The organism is Pseudooceanicola aestuariicola, from assembly GCF_045763785.1.
Taxonomy (GTDB): Bacteria; Pseudomonadota; Alphaproteobacteria; order Rhodobacterales; family Rhodobacteraceae; genus Pseudooceanicola.
Window position 1 is genome coordinate 577,086 of the sequence record NZ_JBJGSF010000001.1, and the last position, 16,300, is coordinate 593,385.

Annotated in this window: 17 protein-coding genes; 8 read left to right on the forward strand and 9 right to left on the reverse strand. The window is 62.6% G+C overall.

The window, feature by feature from the left end:
* From hflC to ACI3GR_RS02680, 4 genes are all read left to right on the forward strand, one after another.
* Entirely contained in the window at window positions 1–1,017 is a 1,017-nt protein-coding gene (gene hflC, locus ACI3GR_RS02665) for a protease modulator HflC (RefSeq protein WP_407492392.1), read from the forward strand.
* Complete coding sequence (locus ACI3GR_RS02670) at window positions 1,014–1,211, forward strand: DUF2065 domain-containing protein (RefSeq protein ID WP_407492393.1); 198 nt, start codon at window positions 1,014–1,016, stop codon at window positions 1,209–1,211. Before hflC ends, ACI3GR_RS02670 begins: the two co-directional genes overlap by 4 nt.
* A gap of 279 nt (window positions 1,212–1,490) precedes the next feature.
* Window positions 1,491–2,846 carry a Do family serine endopeptidase gene (locus ACI3GR_RS02675; protein WP_407493587.1) on the forward strand — a complete coding sequence of 452 codons (1,356 nt, stop codon included), beginning with the start codon at window positions 1,491–1,493 and terminating at the stop codon, window positions 2,844–2,846.
* 213 nt (window positions 2,847–3,059) lie between these two features.
* Entirely contained in the window at window positions 3,060–3,902 is an 843-nt protein-coding gene (locus ACI3GR_RS02680; RefSeq protein ID WP_407492394.1) for a hypothetical protein, read from the forward strand.
* Window positions 3,903–3,947: 45 nt separating this feature from the next.
* Here ACI3GR_RS02680 and ACI3GR_RS02685 read toward each other — a convergent pair whose 3' ends face one another.
* Window positions 3,948–4,517, reverse strand: coding sequence for a peptidoglycan-binding domain-containing protein (locus ACI3GR_RS02685; protein WP_407492395.1), 570 nt, complete (start codon window positions 4,515–4,517; stop codon window positions 3,948–3,950).
* A gap of 65 nt (window positions 4,518–4,582) precedes the next feature.
* Window positions 4,583–5,023 (reverse strand): OB-fold nucleic acid binding domain-containing protein, encoded by a 441-nt coding sequence (locus ACI3GR_RS02690; RefSeq protein ID WP_407492397.1) that lies wholly within the window; start codon window positions 5,021–5,023, stop codon window positions 4,583–4,585.
* A gap of 126 nt (window positions 5,024–5,149) precedes the next feature.
* Here ACI3GR_RS02690 and ACI3GR_RS02695 point away from each other — a divergent pair, with 126 nt between their 5' ends.
* Window positions 5,150–5,473 carry a 2Fe-2S iron-sulfur cluster-binding protein gene (locus tag ACI3GR_RS02695; protein ID WP_407492398.1) on the forward strand — a complete coding sequence of 108 codons (324 nt, stop codon included), beginning with the start codon at window positions 5,150–5,152 and terminating at the stop codon, window positions 5,471–5,473.
* Window positions 5,474–5,478: 5 nt separating this feature from the next.
* Entirely contained in the window at window positions 5,479–6,258 is a 780-nt protein-coding gene (locus tag ACI3GR_RS02700) for an FG-GAP repeat domain-containing protein (protein ID WP_407492400.1), read from the forward strand.
* A gap of 33 nt (window positions 6,259–6,291) precedes the next feature.
* Here the strand turns inward: ACI3GR_RS02700 and purD are convergent, their stop codons facing one another.
* From purD to ftsY, 6 genes are all read right to left on the reverse strand, one after another.
* Entirely contained in the window at window positions 6,292–7,557 is a 1,266-nt protein-coding gene (gene purD, locus ACI3GR_RS02705; protein ID WP_407492402.1) for a phosphoribosylamine--glycine ligase, read from the reverse strand.
* A 68-nt stretch (window positions 7,558–7,625) separates the two neighbouring features.
* Window positions 7,626–8,891 carry a DUF3422 family protein gene (locus ACI3GR_RS02710; RefSeq protein WP_407492404.1) on the reverse strand — a complete coding sequence of 422 codons (1,266 nt, stop codon included), beginning with the start codon at window positions 8,889–8,891 and terminating at the stop codon, window positions 7,626–7,628.
* Between the two features lie 203 nt (window positions 8,892–9,094).
* A complete protein-coding gene (locus ACI3GR_RS02715) occupies window positions 9,095–9,964 on the reverse strand; it encodes a carbon-nitrogen hydrolase family protein (protein ID WP_407492405.1) in 870 nt (289 codons plus the stop codon).
* Window positions 9,961–10,596 (reverse strand): inner membrane-spanning protein YciB, encoded by a 636-nt coding sequence (locus ACI3GR_RS02720; protein WP_407492407.1) that lies wholly within the window; start codon window positions 10,594–10,596, stop codon window positions 9,961–9,963. Before ACI3GR_RS02720 ends, ACI3GR_RS02715 begins: the two co-directional genes overlap by 4 nt.
* A 15-nt stretch (window positions 10,597–10,611) precedes the next feature.
* The gene (locus tag ACI3GR_RS02725; RefSeq protein WP_407492408.1) at window positions 10,612–11,514 is read right to left on the reverse strand and encodes an EamA family transporter; all 903 of its coding nucleotides are present in this window, start codon (window positions 11,512–11,514) and stop codon (window positions 10,612–10,614) included.
* Window positions 11,515–11,650: 136 nt separating this feature from the next.
* Window positions 11,651–12,919 (reverse strand): signal recognition particle-docking protein FtsY, encoded by a 1,269-nt coding sequence (gene ftsY, locus ACI3GR_RS02730; RefSeq protein WP_407492409.1) that lies wholly within the window; start codon window positions 12,917–12,919, stop codon window positions 11,651–11,653.
* Between the two features lie 198 nt (window positions 12,920–13,117).
* On the opposite strand from ftsY, the gene ACI3GR_RS02735 reads away from it, so the two are divergent.
* Both ACI3GR_RS02735 and ACI3GR_RS02740 read left to right on the forward strand, forming a co-directional pair.
* The gene (locus ACI3GR_RS02735; protein ID WP_407492412.1) at window positions 13,118–14,143 is read left to right on the forward strand and encodes an alkane 1-monooxygenase; all 1,026 of its coding nucleotides are present in this window, start codon (window positions 13,118–13,120) and stop codon (window positions 14,141–14,143) included.
* Between the two features lie 67 nt (window positions 14,144–14,210).
* The gene (locus ACI3GR_RS02740; protein ID WP_407492414.1) at window positions 14,211–14,609 is read left to right on the forward strand and encodes a hypothetical protein; all 399 of its coding nucleotides are present in this window, start codon (window positions 14,211–14,213) and stop codon (window positions 14,607–14,609) included.
* Here the strand turns inward: ACI3GR_RS02740 and xseA are convergent.
* On the reverse strand, window positions 14,606–16,189 hold the full coding sequence (gene xseA, locus ACI3GR_RS02745) for an exodeoxyribonuclease VII large subunit (protein WP_407492415.1): 1,584 nt from the start codon (window positions 16,187–16,189) through the stop codon (window positions 14,606–14,608). The two genes, ACI3GR_RS02740 and xseA, sit on opposite strands and share 4 nt — an antisense overlap.
* Window positions 16,190–16,300: the final 111 nt, after the last annotated feature.

The following is a 16,300-nucleotide window of genomic DNA, read 5'->3' on the forward strand; positions in this document are numbered from 1 at the left end:
ATGAATAAGACAGGTTTCTCTCTGATCGCCCTCGCGATCGTCGTGATGATCGCCCTCAGCTCGATCTTTATCGTGGATGAACGGGAAAAGGCGCTGGTGCTGCAGTTTGGCCGTGTGGTCGATGTGAAGGAAGACCCCGGTCTGGCCTTTAAACTGCCGCTGATCCAAGAAGTGGTCCGCTACGACGACCGTATCCTTAGCCGCGACACGGAACCGTTGGAGGTCACGCCTCTGGATGATCGTCGTCTGGTCGTGGACGCCTTCGCGCGCTACCGCATCTTCGACGTGAACCAGTTCCGTCAGGCTGTTGGTGTCGGCGGTATCTCGGCTGCGGAAAGCCGGTTGGATTCGATCCTTCGTTCGCAAATCCGTGAAATCCTCGGGTCTGTGTCGTCGAACGATATTCTGTCGACCGACCGGGCTGCACTGATGCAGTTGATCCGGAACGGGGCGCGCGGCGAAGCGGCGAATCTCGGGATCGAAATCATCGACGTTCGCCTGAAGCGTACCGACCTGCCGCGCGAAAACCTTGACGCGACCTTTGCCCGGATGCGGGCAGAACGTGAACGGGAAGCGGCAGACGAAGTCGCCCGTGGTAACGAAGCCGCACAGCGCATCCGGGCGCAAGCCGACCGGACGCAGGTTGAGATCGTATCGGACGCCACGCGTCAGGCCGATATCATTCGTGGTCAGGCCGATGCCCGCCGGAACGCCATCTTTGCCGAAGCTTTCGGTGCGGACCCGGAGTTCTTTGACTTCTACCGGTCGCTGACCGCGTACCAGCGCGCGCTTCAGGACGGCAATTCGACCATGGTGATCAACCCGGATAGCGAGTTCTTCACCTACCTGAAGTCCACCGGTCAGGGTTCGGTTGCGAACGTCGCCCCGACAGCGACACCCGCAGCGGCAGAGCCCGCGTCGGAAGCTCCGGCCCAAGATGCCCCGGCACAGGACGCGCCCGCCGCGTCCGATGCGGACGCCGCAGCAGGGTCGGAAACGGCCCCGGCGACCGAATGATCGAAACGGCATTTCTGGCCCTTGGGCTGGTGCTAATAGTTGAGGGGCTGGCCTATGCGCTGGCCCCTTCGCTTTTGGAACGCATGTTAGAGGCGCTACGATCCCTGACCGAAGATCAGCGCCGCGTTATGGGGCTGGGGGCTATCGCCTTGGGATTGCTGCTGGTCTGGACCGCCAAGGGTTTGGGCGCATGAGACAGTCACAGCCAGTTCACGTCCGTTTGTGCATACGCGATTGGCTTTGAGTTGCGGACATGCGACCCTACATAGCAAATACAGCCATCAGGTGCGCGGATCGCCGCGCCGCAACAAGAACCCAATAAAGGAGATACGGGAGTGACGTTTCAGGTAACATCCCGCGCCCCGCAGGCCCAAGCGCTTCGTCGCCCGGCCCCGGGCAGAGATTTCAAAGCAAAGGCTCTGGTGACCTTGGTGCTGGCTTCGCTGCTGGTGCTGGCCCAGGCCATTCAGGCGATGGCCCGCCCCGAAAGTTTCGCGGACCTCGCTGACAAGTTCAGCCCCGCGGTGGTGAACATCACCACCTCGACCATGGTCGCAGGCCGCGAACAGGGCTCGCCCATCGTACCCGAAGGTTCGCCCTTCGAAGATTTCTTCCGCGAATTCCAAGATCGGAACCGCGGTGAAGGCACCCCGCGCCGGTCGTCGGCTCTGGGCTCTGGCTTCGTGATTTCCGAAGACGGTTTCATCGTCACCAACAACCACGTCATTCAGGGCGCGGATGAGGTTACGATCGAATTCTTCAACGGAGACGAACTGGAAGCAGAAGTCGTCGGCACCGACGAAAAGACCGACATTGCACTGCTGAAAGTCACCACGGACGAGGCGCTGCCCTACGTCAGCTTTGGTGACAGCGATCTGGCCCGCGTCGGTGACTGGGTCATCGCAATGGGCAACCCGCTGGGTCAGGGCTTTTCGGTTTCGGCCGGGATCGTGTCCGCCCGCAACCGTGCCCTGTCCGGCACCTACGACGACTATATCCAGACCGACGCCGCCATTAACCGCGGCAACTCTGGTGGTCCGCTGTTCAACCTTGATGGCGAAGTCATCGGCGTGAACACCGCGATCCTGTCGCCCAACGGTGGCTCGATCGGCATCGGCTTCTCCATGGCGTCCAACGTCGTTACCGGTGTGGTGGATCAGCTGAAGGAATTCGGCGAAACCCGTCGTGGTTGGCTAGGTGTGCGCATTCAGGACGTGACCGAAGACATGGCGGATGCAATGGGTCTGGAAACCGCCGCTGGTGCGCTGGTGTCTGACGTGCCCGAAGGCCCGGCTATGGACGCTGGCATGCAGGCTGGTGACGTCATCATGTCCTTCGACGGCGTCGAAGTCGAAGATACCCGTGCGCTGGTTCGTCAGGTTGGCGCCACGCAGGTTGGCAAAACCGTTCGTGTCACCGTGTGGCGTGACGGTGCCGAGGAAACGCTGCGCGTTACTCTTGGTCGCCGCGAAGAAGCCGAAGCACAGGCGGTTCCTGCCGCCCAGCCCGGCGCGGATGAACCCGTCGAAAAAGAGCTGATGGGCATGACCCTGTCGTCGATGACGCCGGAACTGGCCGAACAGCTGGGTCTGGACGCGGACACCGAAGGTCTGGTTGTCCGTGACGTGGATCAGGCGTCTGAGGCCTATGAGAAAGGTCTGCGCGCCGGTGATCTGATCACCGAAGCCGGTCAGCAAGCGGTCGAAGCGGTCTCGGACCTCGAAGAGCGTGTGGCCGAGGCGAAGGACGCAGGGCGCAAGTCGATCCTGCTGCTGATCCGCCGCGAAGGCGAGCCGCGCTTTGTCGCGCTGCCCATCGCGGACGAGTAATCCTCAGCCTCATAAAATGCGAAAAGGCCGTCCTTCGGGGCGGCCTTTTTCATGTCCGACACCCCGAGAATCGGGTCGGCCCAAGCGTTTCCAGTTCTGCAACGAAACTGGGATTTCCAGAGGAAAACTCAGGATAAGCGAAACTTTGCCACAGTTTTGTCCCATTTTGTTAATAATTGAATACCGGGCAGAAGTGTAAAGCAGGCAGAAAAAATGCTTACAGATTCAACGGGTAGCAATACAGGCGTCTGGGGCGGTCTCAGCGCATCAGTGAAAACCATGGCGATGGGCACAGCAGGTGTCGCACTATGGGGATCGCTGGCATTTTATTTCGTTTCCGGACCGGGTGACACCACCGACATCGACACCGTGCAGGCGTCTGAGCGGTTGTTCCTGCGGATGGAACTTCCGGAAACCGCCTTGCTGGACGGGTGTGCCGAAAACTCGGGCGCGACCTGTGGCGACAAGGCGTGGGTGATTATCTCGGAAAACCGCGAACGGGCGCGTCAAACCGTTCTTCCGGTGGCCTTGGTGGGCAAGGTGCCCCCGCCGCTGTGGACCGAAGTCGTGGCACGTCATTCCATGAACGAACCCAAGTGCCGGGACCTGCTGGAAGAGGAATTGCCGAAATGGCTGTCCTCCGGATCGCGCGCCAAGGATGGCCTTCACGCGACGCTGGTCCCGGATCGTTTCACCACCTGCAAAGGGCAGGCGGCGGACATCGACCCCAATCTGGCGGTTCAGGCCTACTGGATCATGGATGGCCCGCAGGTCGTGGCGGAAATGCGCTGCACCATGCCGGGTGGCAGCCGGGCGTCCGAATGTCAGCTGACGGCCTATCCTGAACATGGCGATTTCGTCGTGTCCTATTCCCGACTGCCCGCAAAGAACGCGGGACAGATCGTCGATCAATCCGCGCGGATGCTGGGTGTGTTGGAAGCCAACCTGCCGGAAAGCGCGCAGGGCAGCGTTGATCTGGCGTTCCTTGACGGTCAGATCGCGTTTGACGACGCATCGGCCCATGCGGTGGCATCGCTGCAGAATATGGCTCGCTAATATTAGGTGGGGCAGGGTGACCTGCCCCTATTTCGTCCCAAGCGTTTAGTTTTGGGCGACCGCTGCGACCTCTTCGGGGACGTCGCGCATATTCACCACCGATAGTCCCAGTTTGCGGGCCCCGGCCAACGACAGGATCCCGCTGTCCAGTCCCAGTGGCGCCTGATACCTGCGCACGGCCTGCCGTGTCGCGCGATCCATGAACCCGCTTTCCTGCCCGCGATACAGCCCGCGCGCTTTCAACGCCCGCTGCAACGAACTGACAAATTCGAACGTCAGTTGGTCAGGGCAGGGGGTGCGGAACCACAGTTCTTGCCGCTCCTTGACGATGCGCTGCTGCGTTTCCGTCTTGTAGACCGCAGGCACTTCGACTGTCCCGTCGGATCGCACCTGCGCCGGTTGGAGCAGGATCTGATCGGTGACCGTTTCGATCACGGCGGGGCTGGCCTCTTGCCCCCAGCAGGCGTCGGCGGGCGATCCCGGCGGCGGGTTCGAATGGATTTGGATGACGTCAGGTTCGCCGATCCCGGGAACAGGCAGCGGCATCGCGCAGGCCGACAGCAGGGCAATCAATGCCACGGCCCCAACCGGGGCGGACCATCTGCTTGCGATCATGGGATGACCTTTGCTGCTCGGGAGGGTCTTTGCCCTTTCGCGCTAGTCTACCCTGTTTTAGCCCCTCAAGGAAGAGCCGCAGGTCCGCTGCGCGGCATCCGGTCGCCCGGCCCGCCGGGGCGCAGCAATTCGTCCAGCATGTGAGAGATATCTTCAATCTGCTCGGCAATGATATGCGTCACTTCGTTTTCGCGCTGCAGCCGCCCGGTGACCCGCAACATTCGGCCCGAGATGACGGCCCGGCGAAACGCCTCGTATAGCTTGCGCCAGACGATGACGTTGACCACGCCTGTCTCATCCTCGAGCGTCAGAAAGATCACGCCCTTGGCTGTGCCGGGGCGCTGCCGCAGGATCACCAGCCCCGCCACGGCCACCCGCGCGCCCTGCGGTGGCACATCCAGCATGGAGGCGGGCAGGCAGGATGGCGGCCGCGGCCAGGGATAGGGGTCGGGCTGGCGCGGGTCCGGAAAGGCTGGGGGACGTGGGGCAGAGGCAGGGTGAGGCATGCGGAACAAATAAAGAACATTTGGGTTTTCCGCAAGGTCGCAGTGAAACTTGATCAACATGGGGCTGGAACGCAGCCTGACGCGCGGTTAGATACGACGGAACTTGCAAGATCGAGGACAGCGCAAATGGCGAAAATCACCTATATCGAGCACAACGGAACCGAACATGTCGTGGACGTGTCCAACGGCATGACCGTGATGGAAGGGGCCCGTGACAACGGCATTCCGGGCATCGAAGCCGATTGCGGCGGCGCCTGTGCCTGCTCTACCTGCCATGTCTATGTCGCGCCTGAATGGGTCGACAAACTGCCCGGCCGGGAAGACATGGAAGAGGACATGCTGGACTTTGCCTATGAACCCGATCTCACCCGGTCGCGCCTGACCTGCCAGATCAAGGTCACCGATGAACTGGACGGTCTGGTCGTCCAGATGCCCGAAAAGCAAATCTGATCCCGATGCCGCGCAGCCGACAGCCGGAGGCGCGGCGCAATCTGCGTCGCATGTGGCAAAGGCTCGCCCGCCGCGCGGGCCTGACGCTGTGCCTGTGGTTTGGCGCTCTGGCAGGGGCTGCCAACGCACAGGACGACACGCCCCTGATCACCGGGGCCAGCTATGACGGCCCGACAGATCGTTATGCCCACGGTGTGCTGGGCGATGCGATCGAACACACCACCCTAGTGCTAAGCCTTGATGGCGGGATCGAACGTCGGTTCACCCTGCCCGAAGACATGGTGTTTGAGGACACCGCCCCGCGTCTGGCCGATGTGACCGGCGATGGCCGCGCTGAAGTGATCGTTGTGGAAACCAGCCTGACCCAAGGCGCGCGGCTGACCGTCTACACCGCGGAGGGTCGGCTTGCCTCTACCCCCTATATCGGACAGCCCAACCGCTGGCTGGCCCCCTTGGGGGCTGCGGATATCGACGGCGACGGCGCGGTCGAAATTGCCTATGTCGACCGCCCCCATCTGATTAAAACCCTTCGTCTGGTGCGGCTGGACGGGCGGGACCTGATCGAAACGGCCTCGTTGAAGGGCGTCACGAACCACCGCATCGGCTGGGATTACATCGTCGGTGGTATCCGCACCTGCACGGGCCGGCCCGAGATCATCCTCTCTACTGGGGATTTCCTTGTGAACCTGTCGGTCTTTTGGGCCGCCGACGACCGTTTGGACACCCGCGCCGAAGGTCGTTTCACCGGGCGCGAAAGTGTTGAGCGTCTGCTGGCCTGCGAATGATCCAATAAGGGCCAGCGGTTCGACCGCAAGTCCTTAGCCCAGCACCCGCCAGCCGATATCCTTGCGGTAGAACCCTTCAGGCCAGTCGATCGCATCAGCCATCGCGTAGGCCCGATCCCGCGCCTCTGCCACCGTTTTGCCGCGTGCAGTCGCGTTCAGGACACGCCCGCCTGTCGCCACGACCTGACCGTCCTTGGTCGTTGTGCCTGCGTGGAAACACACTTCCCACGAATTTTCGGGCAGATCATTCAACCTACCGATCACAGTGCCCTTGTCGTAGCTGCCGGGATAACCCTTGGCAGCCAGAACGACCGTCATCGCGTGATCGTCGGCCCATGTCACCTTGGCACGGTCCAGCGTGCCTTCAGCCGCGGCGATCATCAGGTCCAGCGCCTGCGCGCCCAGACGCAGCATCAGCACCTGACATTCCGGATCGCCAAAGCGGCAATTGTATTCCACCAGACGCGCCTGACCGTCCTTGATCATCAGCCCGACATACAGAACCCCGGCATAAGGCGTGCCGCGCGCGGCCATTTCGCGCAAGGTAGGATAGACGATCTGATCCATCACTTGGGTTTGCATCGCTTCGTCTAGGATCGGCGCGGGAGAGTAGGCCCCCATCCCGCCGGTGTTGGGGCCTTCGTCGCCGTCATAGGCGCGCTTGTGGTCCTGTGCGGTGCCAACGGGCAGGGCGTTCTTTCCGTCGCACAGCACGAAGAACGACGCCTCTTCGCCTTCCATAAACTCTTCGATCACCACTTCGGCCCCAGCGGACCCGAATTCGCCGCCGAACATGTCGTCGATCGCGTCCAGCGCGGTCGCCTCGTCCATTGCGACGATCACACCCTTGCCCGCGGCCAGACCGTCGGCTTTGACGACAATCGGCGCACCTTCGGCGCGGATGTAATCCTTCGCGGCATCGGCCTGATCGAACCGGGCGTAGCCAGCGGTGGGGGCACCGGCAGCATCGCAAATCTCTTTGGTAAAGCCTTTTGAGGCCTCAAGCCTGGCCGCTTCTTTCGAGGGGCCAAATACCAGAAATCCAGCATTTCGCAGGTCATCCGCCACGCCCGCCGCCAGAGGAGCTTCGGGTCCGACGATAATGAAGTCGATGGAATTTTCTTCGCAGAACTGGGCCACGGCCCCACCGTTGAGGATATCCAAATCCGCACATTCGGCGATCTGCGCGATCCCGGCGTTTCCGGGGGCGACGATCAGCTTGTCGCACTTGGGATTTTGCAGAACGGCCCAGGCAAGGCTGTGTTCGCGACCGCCGCCGCCAAGGATCAGGATGTTCATCAAAGCCCCCAGTATGACCGTGTTTCCGCGGTTCTAGGCAGGGTCGGCCCCGATGGCAACGCGGTAAATCAGTGCAGTCGCTTGCGCACGGCCCGAAGCGCGGCCCATGTGCCCAACACGACCAGCGGTGTGATGCCCGCGGCCATCCATGCCTTGGTGATCCCCAGTTCCTTGCCGAAGGGTTCCGCCACATAAAGCGCCAGCGATGTGGCGTAGTAGGATATCGCCACGACCGACAGGCCTTCGACGGTGTGCTGTAGCCTGAGTGCCTCGTCCGACCGTTTGTCCATGCTGATCAGCAATTCGCGGTTCTGGCGGGACAATTCGACCTCGACCCGCGTGCGCAGCAACTCTGCCGCGCGGCGGGCGCGTTCGGTTAGGCGGTTCAGGCGATGTTCCGTCGCCTCGACCGTGCGCATGGCCGGATCGAAGCGACGCAGCATGAATTCGCCAAAGGTCTGACGGCCTTCGAACCGGGCTTCCTTCATCACATCGATGCGGCTAGTAACGATGCGTTCATAGGCGGCTGTGGCAGACATGCGGAAATTGGCCCGGGCATAAAGCCGTTCCAGCCGCGCGGACAGGTCCAGCAGTTCATGCAGGGCTGTGTCCGAGTCGCCCTTGGTTTCACCCAGTTTGGCGACCTCGTTCGACAGGCGCGTGGCCAGATCGGCCATCTCTGGCCCCATCTCGCGGGCGCGTGTCAGGCCCAGCATGGCCATGGCGCGATAGGTCTCCATCTCCAGCAGGCGCTGGATGATCCGACCCACGCGACCGGGGCCGACACCTTCGCGCACCAGAACAGAAAACCGCATGTCGCCGGACGGGTCGGGGCGAAAATCGCCTGCCACGACGACCTGATCTTCCATCACCCGCGACGCGGCAAGGCTGTCCGTCGCGTGATCGGCATCGATGATCCGAACCGCTTCGTCATCACTGGCAATGCGCTGAATGCGGAACCGGGCCGAGGCCATGCGCATCCCCGCCGCGCCTTCCAGCACCTTGCGCGACAGGGCGATAACGTCCGATTCCTCGCCGCCCCAGATCAGGAAGGTCACAAACTCCGTATGGCTTTCCCATTTCAGCATCAGGGGGCCAAGACGGCCTGACCAATGCGTTGCCTCTGGCGCGGGCGGCACAAGGCAGGCCCCCGCGATCAGGGCGTCCAATTGCGCCCGTTCCGCAGCGCGATCCCGAGAGGTCCGGTGTTCAGGACGCAACGCCACGAACCACGCGGTCCCCGGCACCTGCACCGACGGAAAGGGGCGGGCGTGCAATTCGTCCACCGTGGCGGCACGGTTGGGATGGTCCACGATTGGTCTGTCTTGGGTCATCTTGGGTCTGATCTGTCGCGCGGTAGCGCCCAGTATAGCCGATCTTTCACCCTGAAAGCCGCCCGAGGTGCCGCAGGGACAGGATGCCGCATCGGGCAAAGGATGGCCCAGTCAAATAAGGGGAAATCTGGTAAGTGCTTAAGATCGTGCACAAAAGTATGCGGTTTGAGGGTGGTCAGACCCCTGTCGGATTGGAAGCGCGGTTACCCTTTTGGCAGGGCAACCTGACAGCTGTCTTGCAGCGGCCAGTCCGCGCGATTGCGCGTCCCGCCTGACCGGCGGATTGCCTGAAGCGCGTCCAGATCCAGATCTCCGATCGTCCAGCCCGGCGCGTCTAGCGTGCCACAGGCCACGATGCCGTCTTGCGGCAGGCCCACATCCGGGGGGCAGAAGATCCCGCCCGCACCATGGCTGACATCGACCGCTTCGATCGGATAGGTGCCGATAATCGACGACATGACAGTATAGCACTGCCCTTCTAGCGCGCGGGCCATTGCCCCAATGCGGACGCGGCTGTAACCGCCGACAGTTTCGGTTGCTGACGGGATCAGGATCACGTCGACCCCTTCCATCACCAGCTGCCGCGCCAAGATCGGGAATTCGCAATCATAACAGATCAGGATGCCCAGACGGCCCAGTTCCGTGTCGAAAACCTGCAAGGGGCCGTGACCTTGGACGCCCCATGGGGACACCTCCCAAGGGGTCATGATCTGTTTGTCCTGATAGCCGATCCGCCCGTCTGGCCAAAGGAAATGGGCGCGGTTGATCAGGGCGTTGTCCACACGAACGGGGCCTGAGGGCGCGACGATGTGGACGCCGTGCGCCTGCGCCAGTTCTGACAGGATGCCGATGGCGCGGTCCATGTGGGACGCGACAGCCTCGGTCGTGGCATTCAGATCGGCGGCATCCACATCTGCCAGCGACGCCAGCTCCATCGCGCCGTATTCGGGAAAGACCAGCACATGCCCGCCCTGATCCGCCGCGTCCGTGACCCATTGCGACAGCTTCTTCTGATAATCATCCCACCCGTTAAACCAATCCAGCGGATAGGCGGCGGCGGCGACGCGCATCATGCGTTGTCGTCCTTGGCATTTTCGTCCTTGGCGTCGTCATCCGGCAGGGCGTGATCGCGGAACAGACGCCCCTGCAGCATGAAGAAAGCGAACAGCGCAATCGTCAGGCCGAAGGTCTTGAAATAGACCCAGGTTTCGGTGGATTGCGTGCGCCAGATCACCTCGTTCGCGATGGCGAGGCCGAAGAAGAACAGGCACAGCCGTCGCGTCAGCTTCATCCAGCCGTCGTGATCCAGCGGCATCAGTTCTTCCATGACCATGCGCAGCCAGCTTTGTCCGCGCAGCAGGCCGATGCCCAGAAGCCCACCAAAGATCAGATAGATCAGCGTCGGCTTCATCTTGAAGAACCGATCATCATTCAGCCAGACCGACAGGCCGCCAAAGACGGTGACCAGAACGGCGGTCATGATCTGCATCTTGGACAGGTGGCCGGTCAGTTTCCACAGGATCGCGGTCGACAGCAGGATCACGGGGATGAAGGCCGCGGTGACAAGGATGAAGCCCTCGTAGTCTGTGCCGCCTATCGTGAAAATCTGATCCTTCAGCCGCAGGTAGGCGATGAAGAACAGGACGATGGGTCCCAGTTCCAGCCCGGTTTTCAAGATCGGATTGATTGTACGTTTCTCGTCCATCTGCGTCCTCTGGGTTTAGCCGCCAAGTTCCACGATCACGGCGCCGACCGCAATAAGCGACATCAGCGCAATCCGTCGCGGCCCGACGGTTTCACGTAGCACAAGCCAGCCGATCAGCGCGGCGAAAACGGTCGAGGTTTCGCGCAGCACCGCGGCCTCGCCGACCTTGTCCAGACGGGTGGCCAGCATGACCGACCCGAAAGACCCGAAGGCGATGATCGCCCCCGTCACGCCCAGCCGGACCAGCCTGGCCAAAGGCGGTCGGTCGGTCATCCGGCGCCAGCGCAGCGCAGCGACAATGGGCATGTCGACCGACGCGACCACGAAGAACCACGCCAGAAAGGTGAAAGGGTTCGGCGTGCCGCGGATCGCAAAGGCGTCGTAGGTTGTGTAGACCGCAACCAGCCCACCCGTGCCCGCCGCCAGCCAAAGCGCAGGCACCAGCGTGTCGCGGTCGACCTTGATCGTTTTCAGGTTATAGACGGCGAGCCCGAAGATGCCGGTCATCAGCGCCAGAACCCCCAGCCATTGGGTCAGCGAAAAGGTCTCTCCGAACACGAGGTAGGCGCCAATGACGGTGAACACCGGCCCCATGCCGCGCACGATGGGATAGACGACCGTGAAGGCCCCGCGGGAATAGGCCAGCGCCATGCCGACTTTGTAGCAAAAGTGGATGGGCAGAGCGCCCAGCACCAACAGCCATTCGTGCCCCTCCGGCCACGGCACCAGAAACAGCGCCAGCGGCAGGGCGAGCAATACCTGAGCACTGTCTATGGCCCCGCGCGACAGCCATGGATCGATCCGACCCTTTTGCAAAGAGCCGAAGATCGCGTGCAATAGCGCCGCGGTAAGGGCAAGGATCATCGCTGCGGTATGACCGGCAGGCGTCCCTTCGATGGAGAGGATCCAGTCGCTCATCTGGCCAGCCTATGAGGCGGTTGGCGGAACAGGTGGGGGCTCTGCCCCCTTGGCCTGCGGCCAATTCCCCCGAGGGTATTTTTCAACCAGAAGAAGGGGACAAAGCGAAGCGGCAGGCCGCGACGACGGACGAAGGTCAGCTGTCTGCTCCGGTCAGGGCACGGGCGAAGTCTTCGGGGTCGAAGGGCGCCAGATCATCGATCTGTTCCCCGACGCCGATGGCATGGATCGGCAGGCCGAATTTATCCGCCAGTGCAACCAGCACGCCGCCTTTGGCCGTGCCATCGAGCTTGGTCATCACCAAGCCTGTAACATCGGCCATTTTGCGGAAGGTTTCCACTTGGCTCAGCGCGTTCTGGCCGGTCGTGGCATCCAGCACCAGCAGGGTGTTATGCGGGGCGGAGGGATCTTTTTTGCGCAGGACGCGGATGATCTTGGCCAGTTCTTCCATCAGGTCGGCGCGGTTTTGCAGCCGCCCTGCGGTGTCGATCATCAACAGATCGGCCTCGTCTGCTTCGGCCTTTTGCAATGCGTCAAACGCCAATGCCGCAGGGTCAGAGCCTTCGGCCGCTTTCAGTACCGGCACGCCAGCGCGCTGTCCCCAGACCTCTAGCTGTTCGACGGCCGCAGCGCGGAAGGTGTCGCCTGCAGCGATCACCACGGATTTGCCGGCCTCTTTGAACTGTGACGCCAGTTTGCCGATGGTGGTTGTCTTGCCAGACCCATTGACGCCGACCACCAGAACGACCTGCGGCTTTTTCGGGAACAGTGGCAGAGGTTTCGCCACCGGCTCCATGATCCGGGTGATTTCTGCCGCCAGCAGCGCCTTGATCTCGGCCGTGGACACGCGACGGCCCATCCGCCCTTCGGCCATGTTCGACGCGACGCGCAGCGCGGTATCGACGCCCATGTCCGAGGCGATCAGCAGCTCTTCCAATTGCTCCAGCATGTCGTCGTCCAGCACACGGCGTACGACGGGGGCAGAACTGCCGCCACGGTTGAACAACCGGCCCAGCAACCCGCTGTCGCGATCCGGTGCGGCCTCACGCGCCGCGGCGGCGATGTCCGGAGAGGCGGCGGGTACGGCTTCGCCCCCCGGAGAGGGCAGGCGGGAGGCGGGCATGTCGCCTTCGGACGCAGGGGCGTGGGATGCGGAGGAATGAGACGCGGGGATTTCGTCAGGCGTGTCGGGGATCGGCGCTTCGTCCGGTGCGGGCGGCGGGGTTTCATCGACGCGTTCGGCGACGCGTTCACTGGGCGGTGCGGGAACCTCTTCGGGGGTGGCGTCCGGGATCGACGCACCCTCATCCGCGGCACCGCCGTCTTCGACAATCGCGTCCAGCCCGTCTTCCAGTTTGGAGGAGGACTTGAACAACCGATCCTTTAGCTTGGTAAAAAACGCCATCCGCGCCCCGTGAACCTGTTTCGCATATCACCTAATGCTTTGGCTGGCCGAGGGAAAGGGGCGGCGGCGCAACGCTGATCTGGCACAAAAACGCATCGCATGATTTTCCGCTATGCGATCAAGGCGCAGATTTGCTAGATAACCGTCAATAAAGCGGTCCTAAGGACCTGGGCATCAAGATGTAGAGGTAGAGCTGACATGTTCGGATTTCTGATCGCCACGCTGGTGCCCATCCCGCTGCTGATCCTTGCCACGGCACAGGGTGGCGCGGTTGCCTGGGGCGTTCTGGCCTATCTGACCATCTTCACGGCCCTTCTGGATCACATCATTCCGCGCAACTGGCGCAACCTTGATGCGGCGCGCGAATTCCGCACCGGGCACGGGTTGTCGATCGCACTGGGCGTGGCGCATCTGTTCCTGCTGGTCATTGCCGTGCGTTACTTGGGTGGTCCCGGCGGGGCCGAAGGCTGGGACGTGCTGCCCGCCATTCTGGCCTTTGGCATCTATTTTGGCCAAGTCAGCCATCCCAACGCGCACGAGCTGATCCACCGGTCTGGCAAAGAGGCGGTGCAATTGGGCAAGATCGTCTACACCTCGATGCTGTTTGGCCATCACGCGTCGTCTCATCCCAAGGTGCACCACGTTTATGTGGCAACGCCTTATGATCCCAATTCGGCGCTGCTGGACGAAAGCTTTTACCGGTTCTTCCTGCGGGCCTGGGTTGGATCGTTCCGCGAAGGGATGCGCATCGAAACCCACGATCTGCGTCGTGCCGGGCGTCCGATCACCAGCCATCCCTACATCACCTATGTCCTTGGTGCGATTGCCTTTCTGCTGCTCGCTTGGCTGCTGGCCGGTCCTGAAGGCGTGGGTGTATTGCTGGCCGTGTCGGGGTTTGCGCAGCTGCAGATCCTTTTGTCCGATTATGTCCAACACTACGGGTTGGAGCGTGGCGAACGCCCTGATGGCAAGCTGGAGCCGGTGCGCGCCGTTCACAGCTGGAACAGCCCGCACAGCGTGACCTCGGCGATGATGCTGAACGCCTCGCGCCATTCCGACCACCATATGCATCCGGGCCGGATTTACCCGGGCCTGCAGATCGATGCGGACACCATGCCGATGCTGCCCCGGTCGCTGCCCGTGATGGCGGTGATCGCGCTGGTGCCGCCGTGGTGGCGCAAGAAGATGAACCCGCGCATCCTGAAATGGCAAAGCCAGCTCTAACGGCGGATTATCCCCCCTCACAAGGTTGTCGGTGGCGCAGGTGTCGCGGCTTTGGCAAGGTGCGCCCATGACACGATTGATCCTGATCCTATTGGCTTTTGCCGTGCCCGCATCGGCCCAGACCCCGATGACAGGGGCAGAGTTTGACGCCTATTCCAAGGGCAAGACTTTCTATTACGGCTCTGCCGGACAGGCCTACGGGGTCGAGCAATATTTCGATGATCGCCGCGTCCGCTGGTCCTTTCTGGATGGCCAGTGCGCGGACGGCTACTGGTACGAACAGAACCAGATGATCTGCTTCGAATACGAAGGCGAATATGACATCGGCCCCCAGTGTTGGACCTTCTTCGACGGGCCCGGCGGGTTGATTGCACAGTTCAACGGTGACCCCGCCCAGACCACGCTGTACCAGGTGCAGGATGCGTCCGAACCGATGGTCTGCCTTGGCCCCGAGGTCGGGGTTTAGAACAGGCTGCCCTGTTCCGGCGGCGGCTTGGCAGATTTCGTTTTGGTGGGTTTGCTGGGTTTGGCGTGTGTCGAAGACGCGGCCCCGCTGCCGACCTCCAAGGTGCCATCAGCGAATTCGATGGCCAGCGCGTCTGATGCCTCGGCCTGCGCCTTGCGTGTCATCACCGCGCCGGTCCCATCGCGCACAACCGCGTAACCGCGCGCCAGCGTTTCGCGATAGCCAAGCGTTTCGCGCAGTCGGTCCAAAGCCTCCAGCCGGTCGCGACGCTGATCGACGCCACGCTGCGCGACTTCGGCGAACCGGGCGCTAAGCTGTTCCAGATCGCGCCGTTTGCGGGCCACATCACGGTGCAGCGTGTCAGGGCGCATACGGGCCGCCCATTGCGCAAGGCTCCGGCGGCGATCCGCGACGCCGCGCGTCAGACCTTTGGGCAATTGCGCGGCACGGTCGTTCAAGCGCGATCGTTCCTGCGCAATCCTTGCCCGCAGCGCGGCTGGGCGCAGCGACCCGCTCGCTTCCGACAGCGCGATGCGCCGCCGCGACACACCATTGCGCAAAGCATTTGGCAGGCGTTCGCCCCAGGTGTCCAACCGTTGACGCGCACTTTCCGTCAGGCGTTCCGGTCGCGGCAGGGCGCGGGCCAGGTCGGCCAGCCGTTGCCGTCGTGACAGAATCGCCTGCCCCTGCGCGCGCACCAGCCGCGCCTGCATATCCGCGCCCCATGCCAGCAATTCCGCGCGGACCGGCACGGCCATCTCTGCCGCCGCCGTCGGTGTAGGTGCCCGCCTGTCCGAGACGAAATCAATCAGCGTCGTATCCGTTTCGTGACCCACGGCCGAGATCAGCGGGATCTCCGACGCTGCCGCGGCCCGCGCCACGACCTCTTCGTTGAACCCCCACAGGTCTTCGATGGACCCGCCCCCGCGCGCGACGATTAAGACGTCGGGGCGCGGCACCGGCCCGCCGGGCGTCAGACGATTGAACCCCGCGATCGCTGCGGCCACCTGTGGCGCACAGGCCTGCCCCTGAACCGCGACCGGCCAGATCAGCACATGTACCGGAAAGCGATCCCGCAATCGGTGCAGGATATCGCGGATCACTGCCCCCGAGGGCGAGGTCACGACCCCGATGACTTTCGGCAGATAGGGCAGGGGGCGCTTGCGCTCGGCTGCGAAAAGCCCCTCGGCCTGCAGCATCGCCTTGCGCTTTTCCAGCAGCGCCATCAACGCGCCGGCCCCGGCGGGTTCGACGTTATCGACGATCAGCTGATATTTGGACTGCCCCGGAAAGGTCGTCATCCGACCCGTCGCAATGACCTCCATCCCTTCTTCGGGCTGAACCTGCATCCGCGCGACCTGACCCTTCCAACTGACCGCTGCCAGAACAGATCGGTCGTCCTTCAGGTCGAAATACATATGTCCCGACCGGGGCCGCGACACGCGCCCCACTTCGGCCCGGACCCTGACATAGCCGAACTCCGACTCGATCGTCTTCTTGACCGCGCCCGACAGCTCACTGACGGTGAATTCATGCGCATTGCCACCGGGGCCGGGGGTATCGTCTTCGAACATATCCATGGCCCATATCTACTGTGACGCCCGATCTGCCTCCACCCCTATCCTTCTTCTGGTTGAAAAATACCCTCGGGGATGAATTGGCCATAGGCCAAGACGGGGCAGCGCCCCTTT

What these genes read in the sequence shown, in the direction of transcription:
- xseA (WP_407492415.1), bottom strand. Translation starts at nt 16,189, where the DNA reads ATGGATATGTTCGAAGACGATACCCCCGGCCCCGGTGGCAATGCGCAT.
- ACI3GR_RS02720 (WP_407492407.1), bottom strand. Translation starts at nt 10,596, where the DNA reads ATGGACGAGAAACGTACAATCAATCCGATCTTGAAAACCGGGCTGGAA.
- ACI3GR_RS02675 (WP_407493587.1), top strand. Translation starts at nt 1,491, where the DNA reads ATGGCCCGCCCCGAAAGTTTCGCGGACCTCGCTGACAAGTTCAGCCCC.
- ACI3GR_RS02735 (WP_407492412.1), top strand. Translation starts at nt 13,118, where the DNA reads ATGTTCGGATTTCTGATCGCCACGCTGGTGCCCATCCCGCTGCTGATC.
- hflC (WP_407492392.1), top strand. Translation starts at nt 1, where the DNA reads ATGAATAAGACAGGTTTCTCTCTGATCGCCCTCGCGATCGTCGTGATG.
- ftsY (WP_407492409.1), bottom strand. Translation starts at nt 12,919, where the DNA reads ATGGCGTTTTTTACCAAGCTAAAGGATCGGTTGTTCAAGTCCTCCTCC.
- ACI3GR_RS02690 (WP_407492397.1), bottom strand. Translation starts at nt 5,023, where the DNA reads ATGCCTCACCCTGCCTCTGCCCCACGTCCCCCAGCCTTTCCGGACCCG.
- ACI3GR_RS02680 (WP_407492394.1), top strand. Translation starts at nt 3,060, where the DNA reads ATGCTTACAGATTCAACGGGTAGCAATACAGGCGTCTGGGGCGGTCTC.
- ACI3GR_RS02710 (WP_407492404.1), bottom strand. Translation starts at nt 8,891, where the DNA reads ATGACCCAAGACAGACCAATCGTGGACCATCCCAACCGTGCCGCCACG.
- purD (WP_407492402.1), bottom strand. Translation starts at nt 7,557, where the DNA reads ATGAACATCCTGATCCTTGGCGGCGGCGGTCGCGAACACAGCCTTGCC.
- ACI3GR_RS02715 (WP_407492405.1), bottom strand. Translation starts at nt 9,964, where the DNA reads ATGATGCGCGTCGCCGCCGCCGCCTATCCGCTGGATTGGTTTAACGGG.
- ACI3GR_RS02695 (WP_407492398.1), top strand. Translation starts at nt 5,150, where the DNA reads ATGGCGAAAATCACCTATATCGAGCACAACGGAACCGAACATGTCGTG.
- ACI3GR_RS02740 (WP_407492414.1), top strand. Translation starts at nt 14,211, where the DNA reads ATGACACGATTGATCCTGATCCTATTGGCTTTTGCCGTGCCCGCATCG.
- ACI3GR_RS02670 (WP_407492393.1), top strand. Translation starts at nt 1,014, where the DNA reads ATGATCGAAACGGCATTTCTGGCCCTTGGGCTGGTGCTAATAGTTGAG.
- ACI3GR_RS02700 (WP_407492400.1), top strand. Translation starts at nt 5,479, where the DNA reads ATGCCGCGCAGCCGACAGCCGGAGGCGCGGCGCAATCTGCGTCGCATG.
- ACI3GR_RS02725 (WP_407492408.1), bottom strand. Translation starts at nt 11,514, where the DNA reads ATGAGCGACTGGATCCTCTCCATCGAAGGGACGCCTGCCGGTCATACC.
- ACI3GR_RS02685 (WP_407492395.1), bottom strand. Translation starts at nt 4,517, where the DNA reads ATGATCGCAAGCAGATGGTCCGCCCCGGTTGGGGCCGTGGCATTGATT.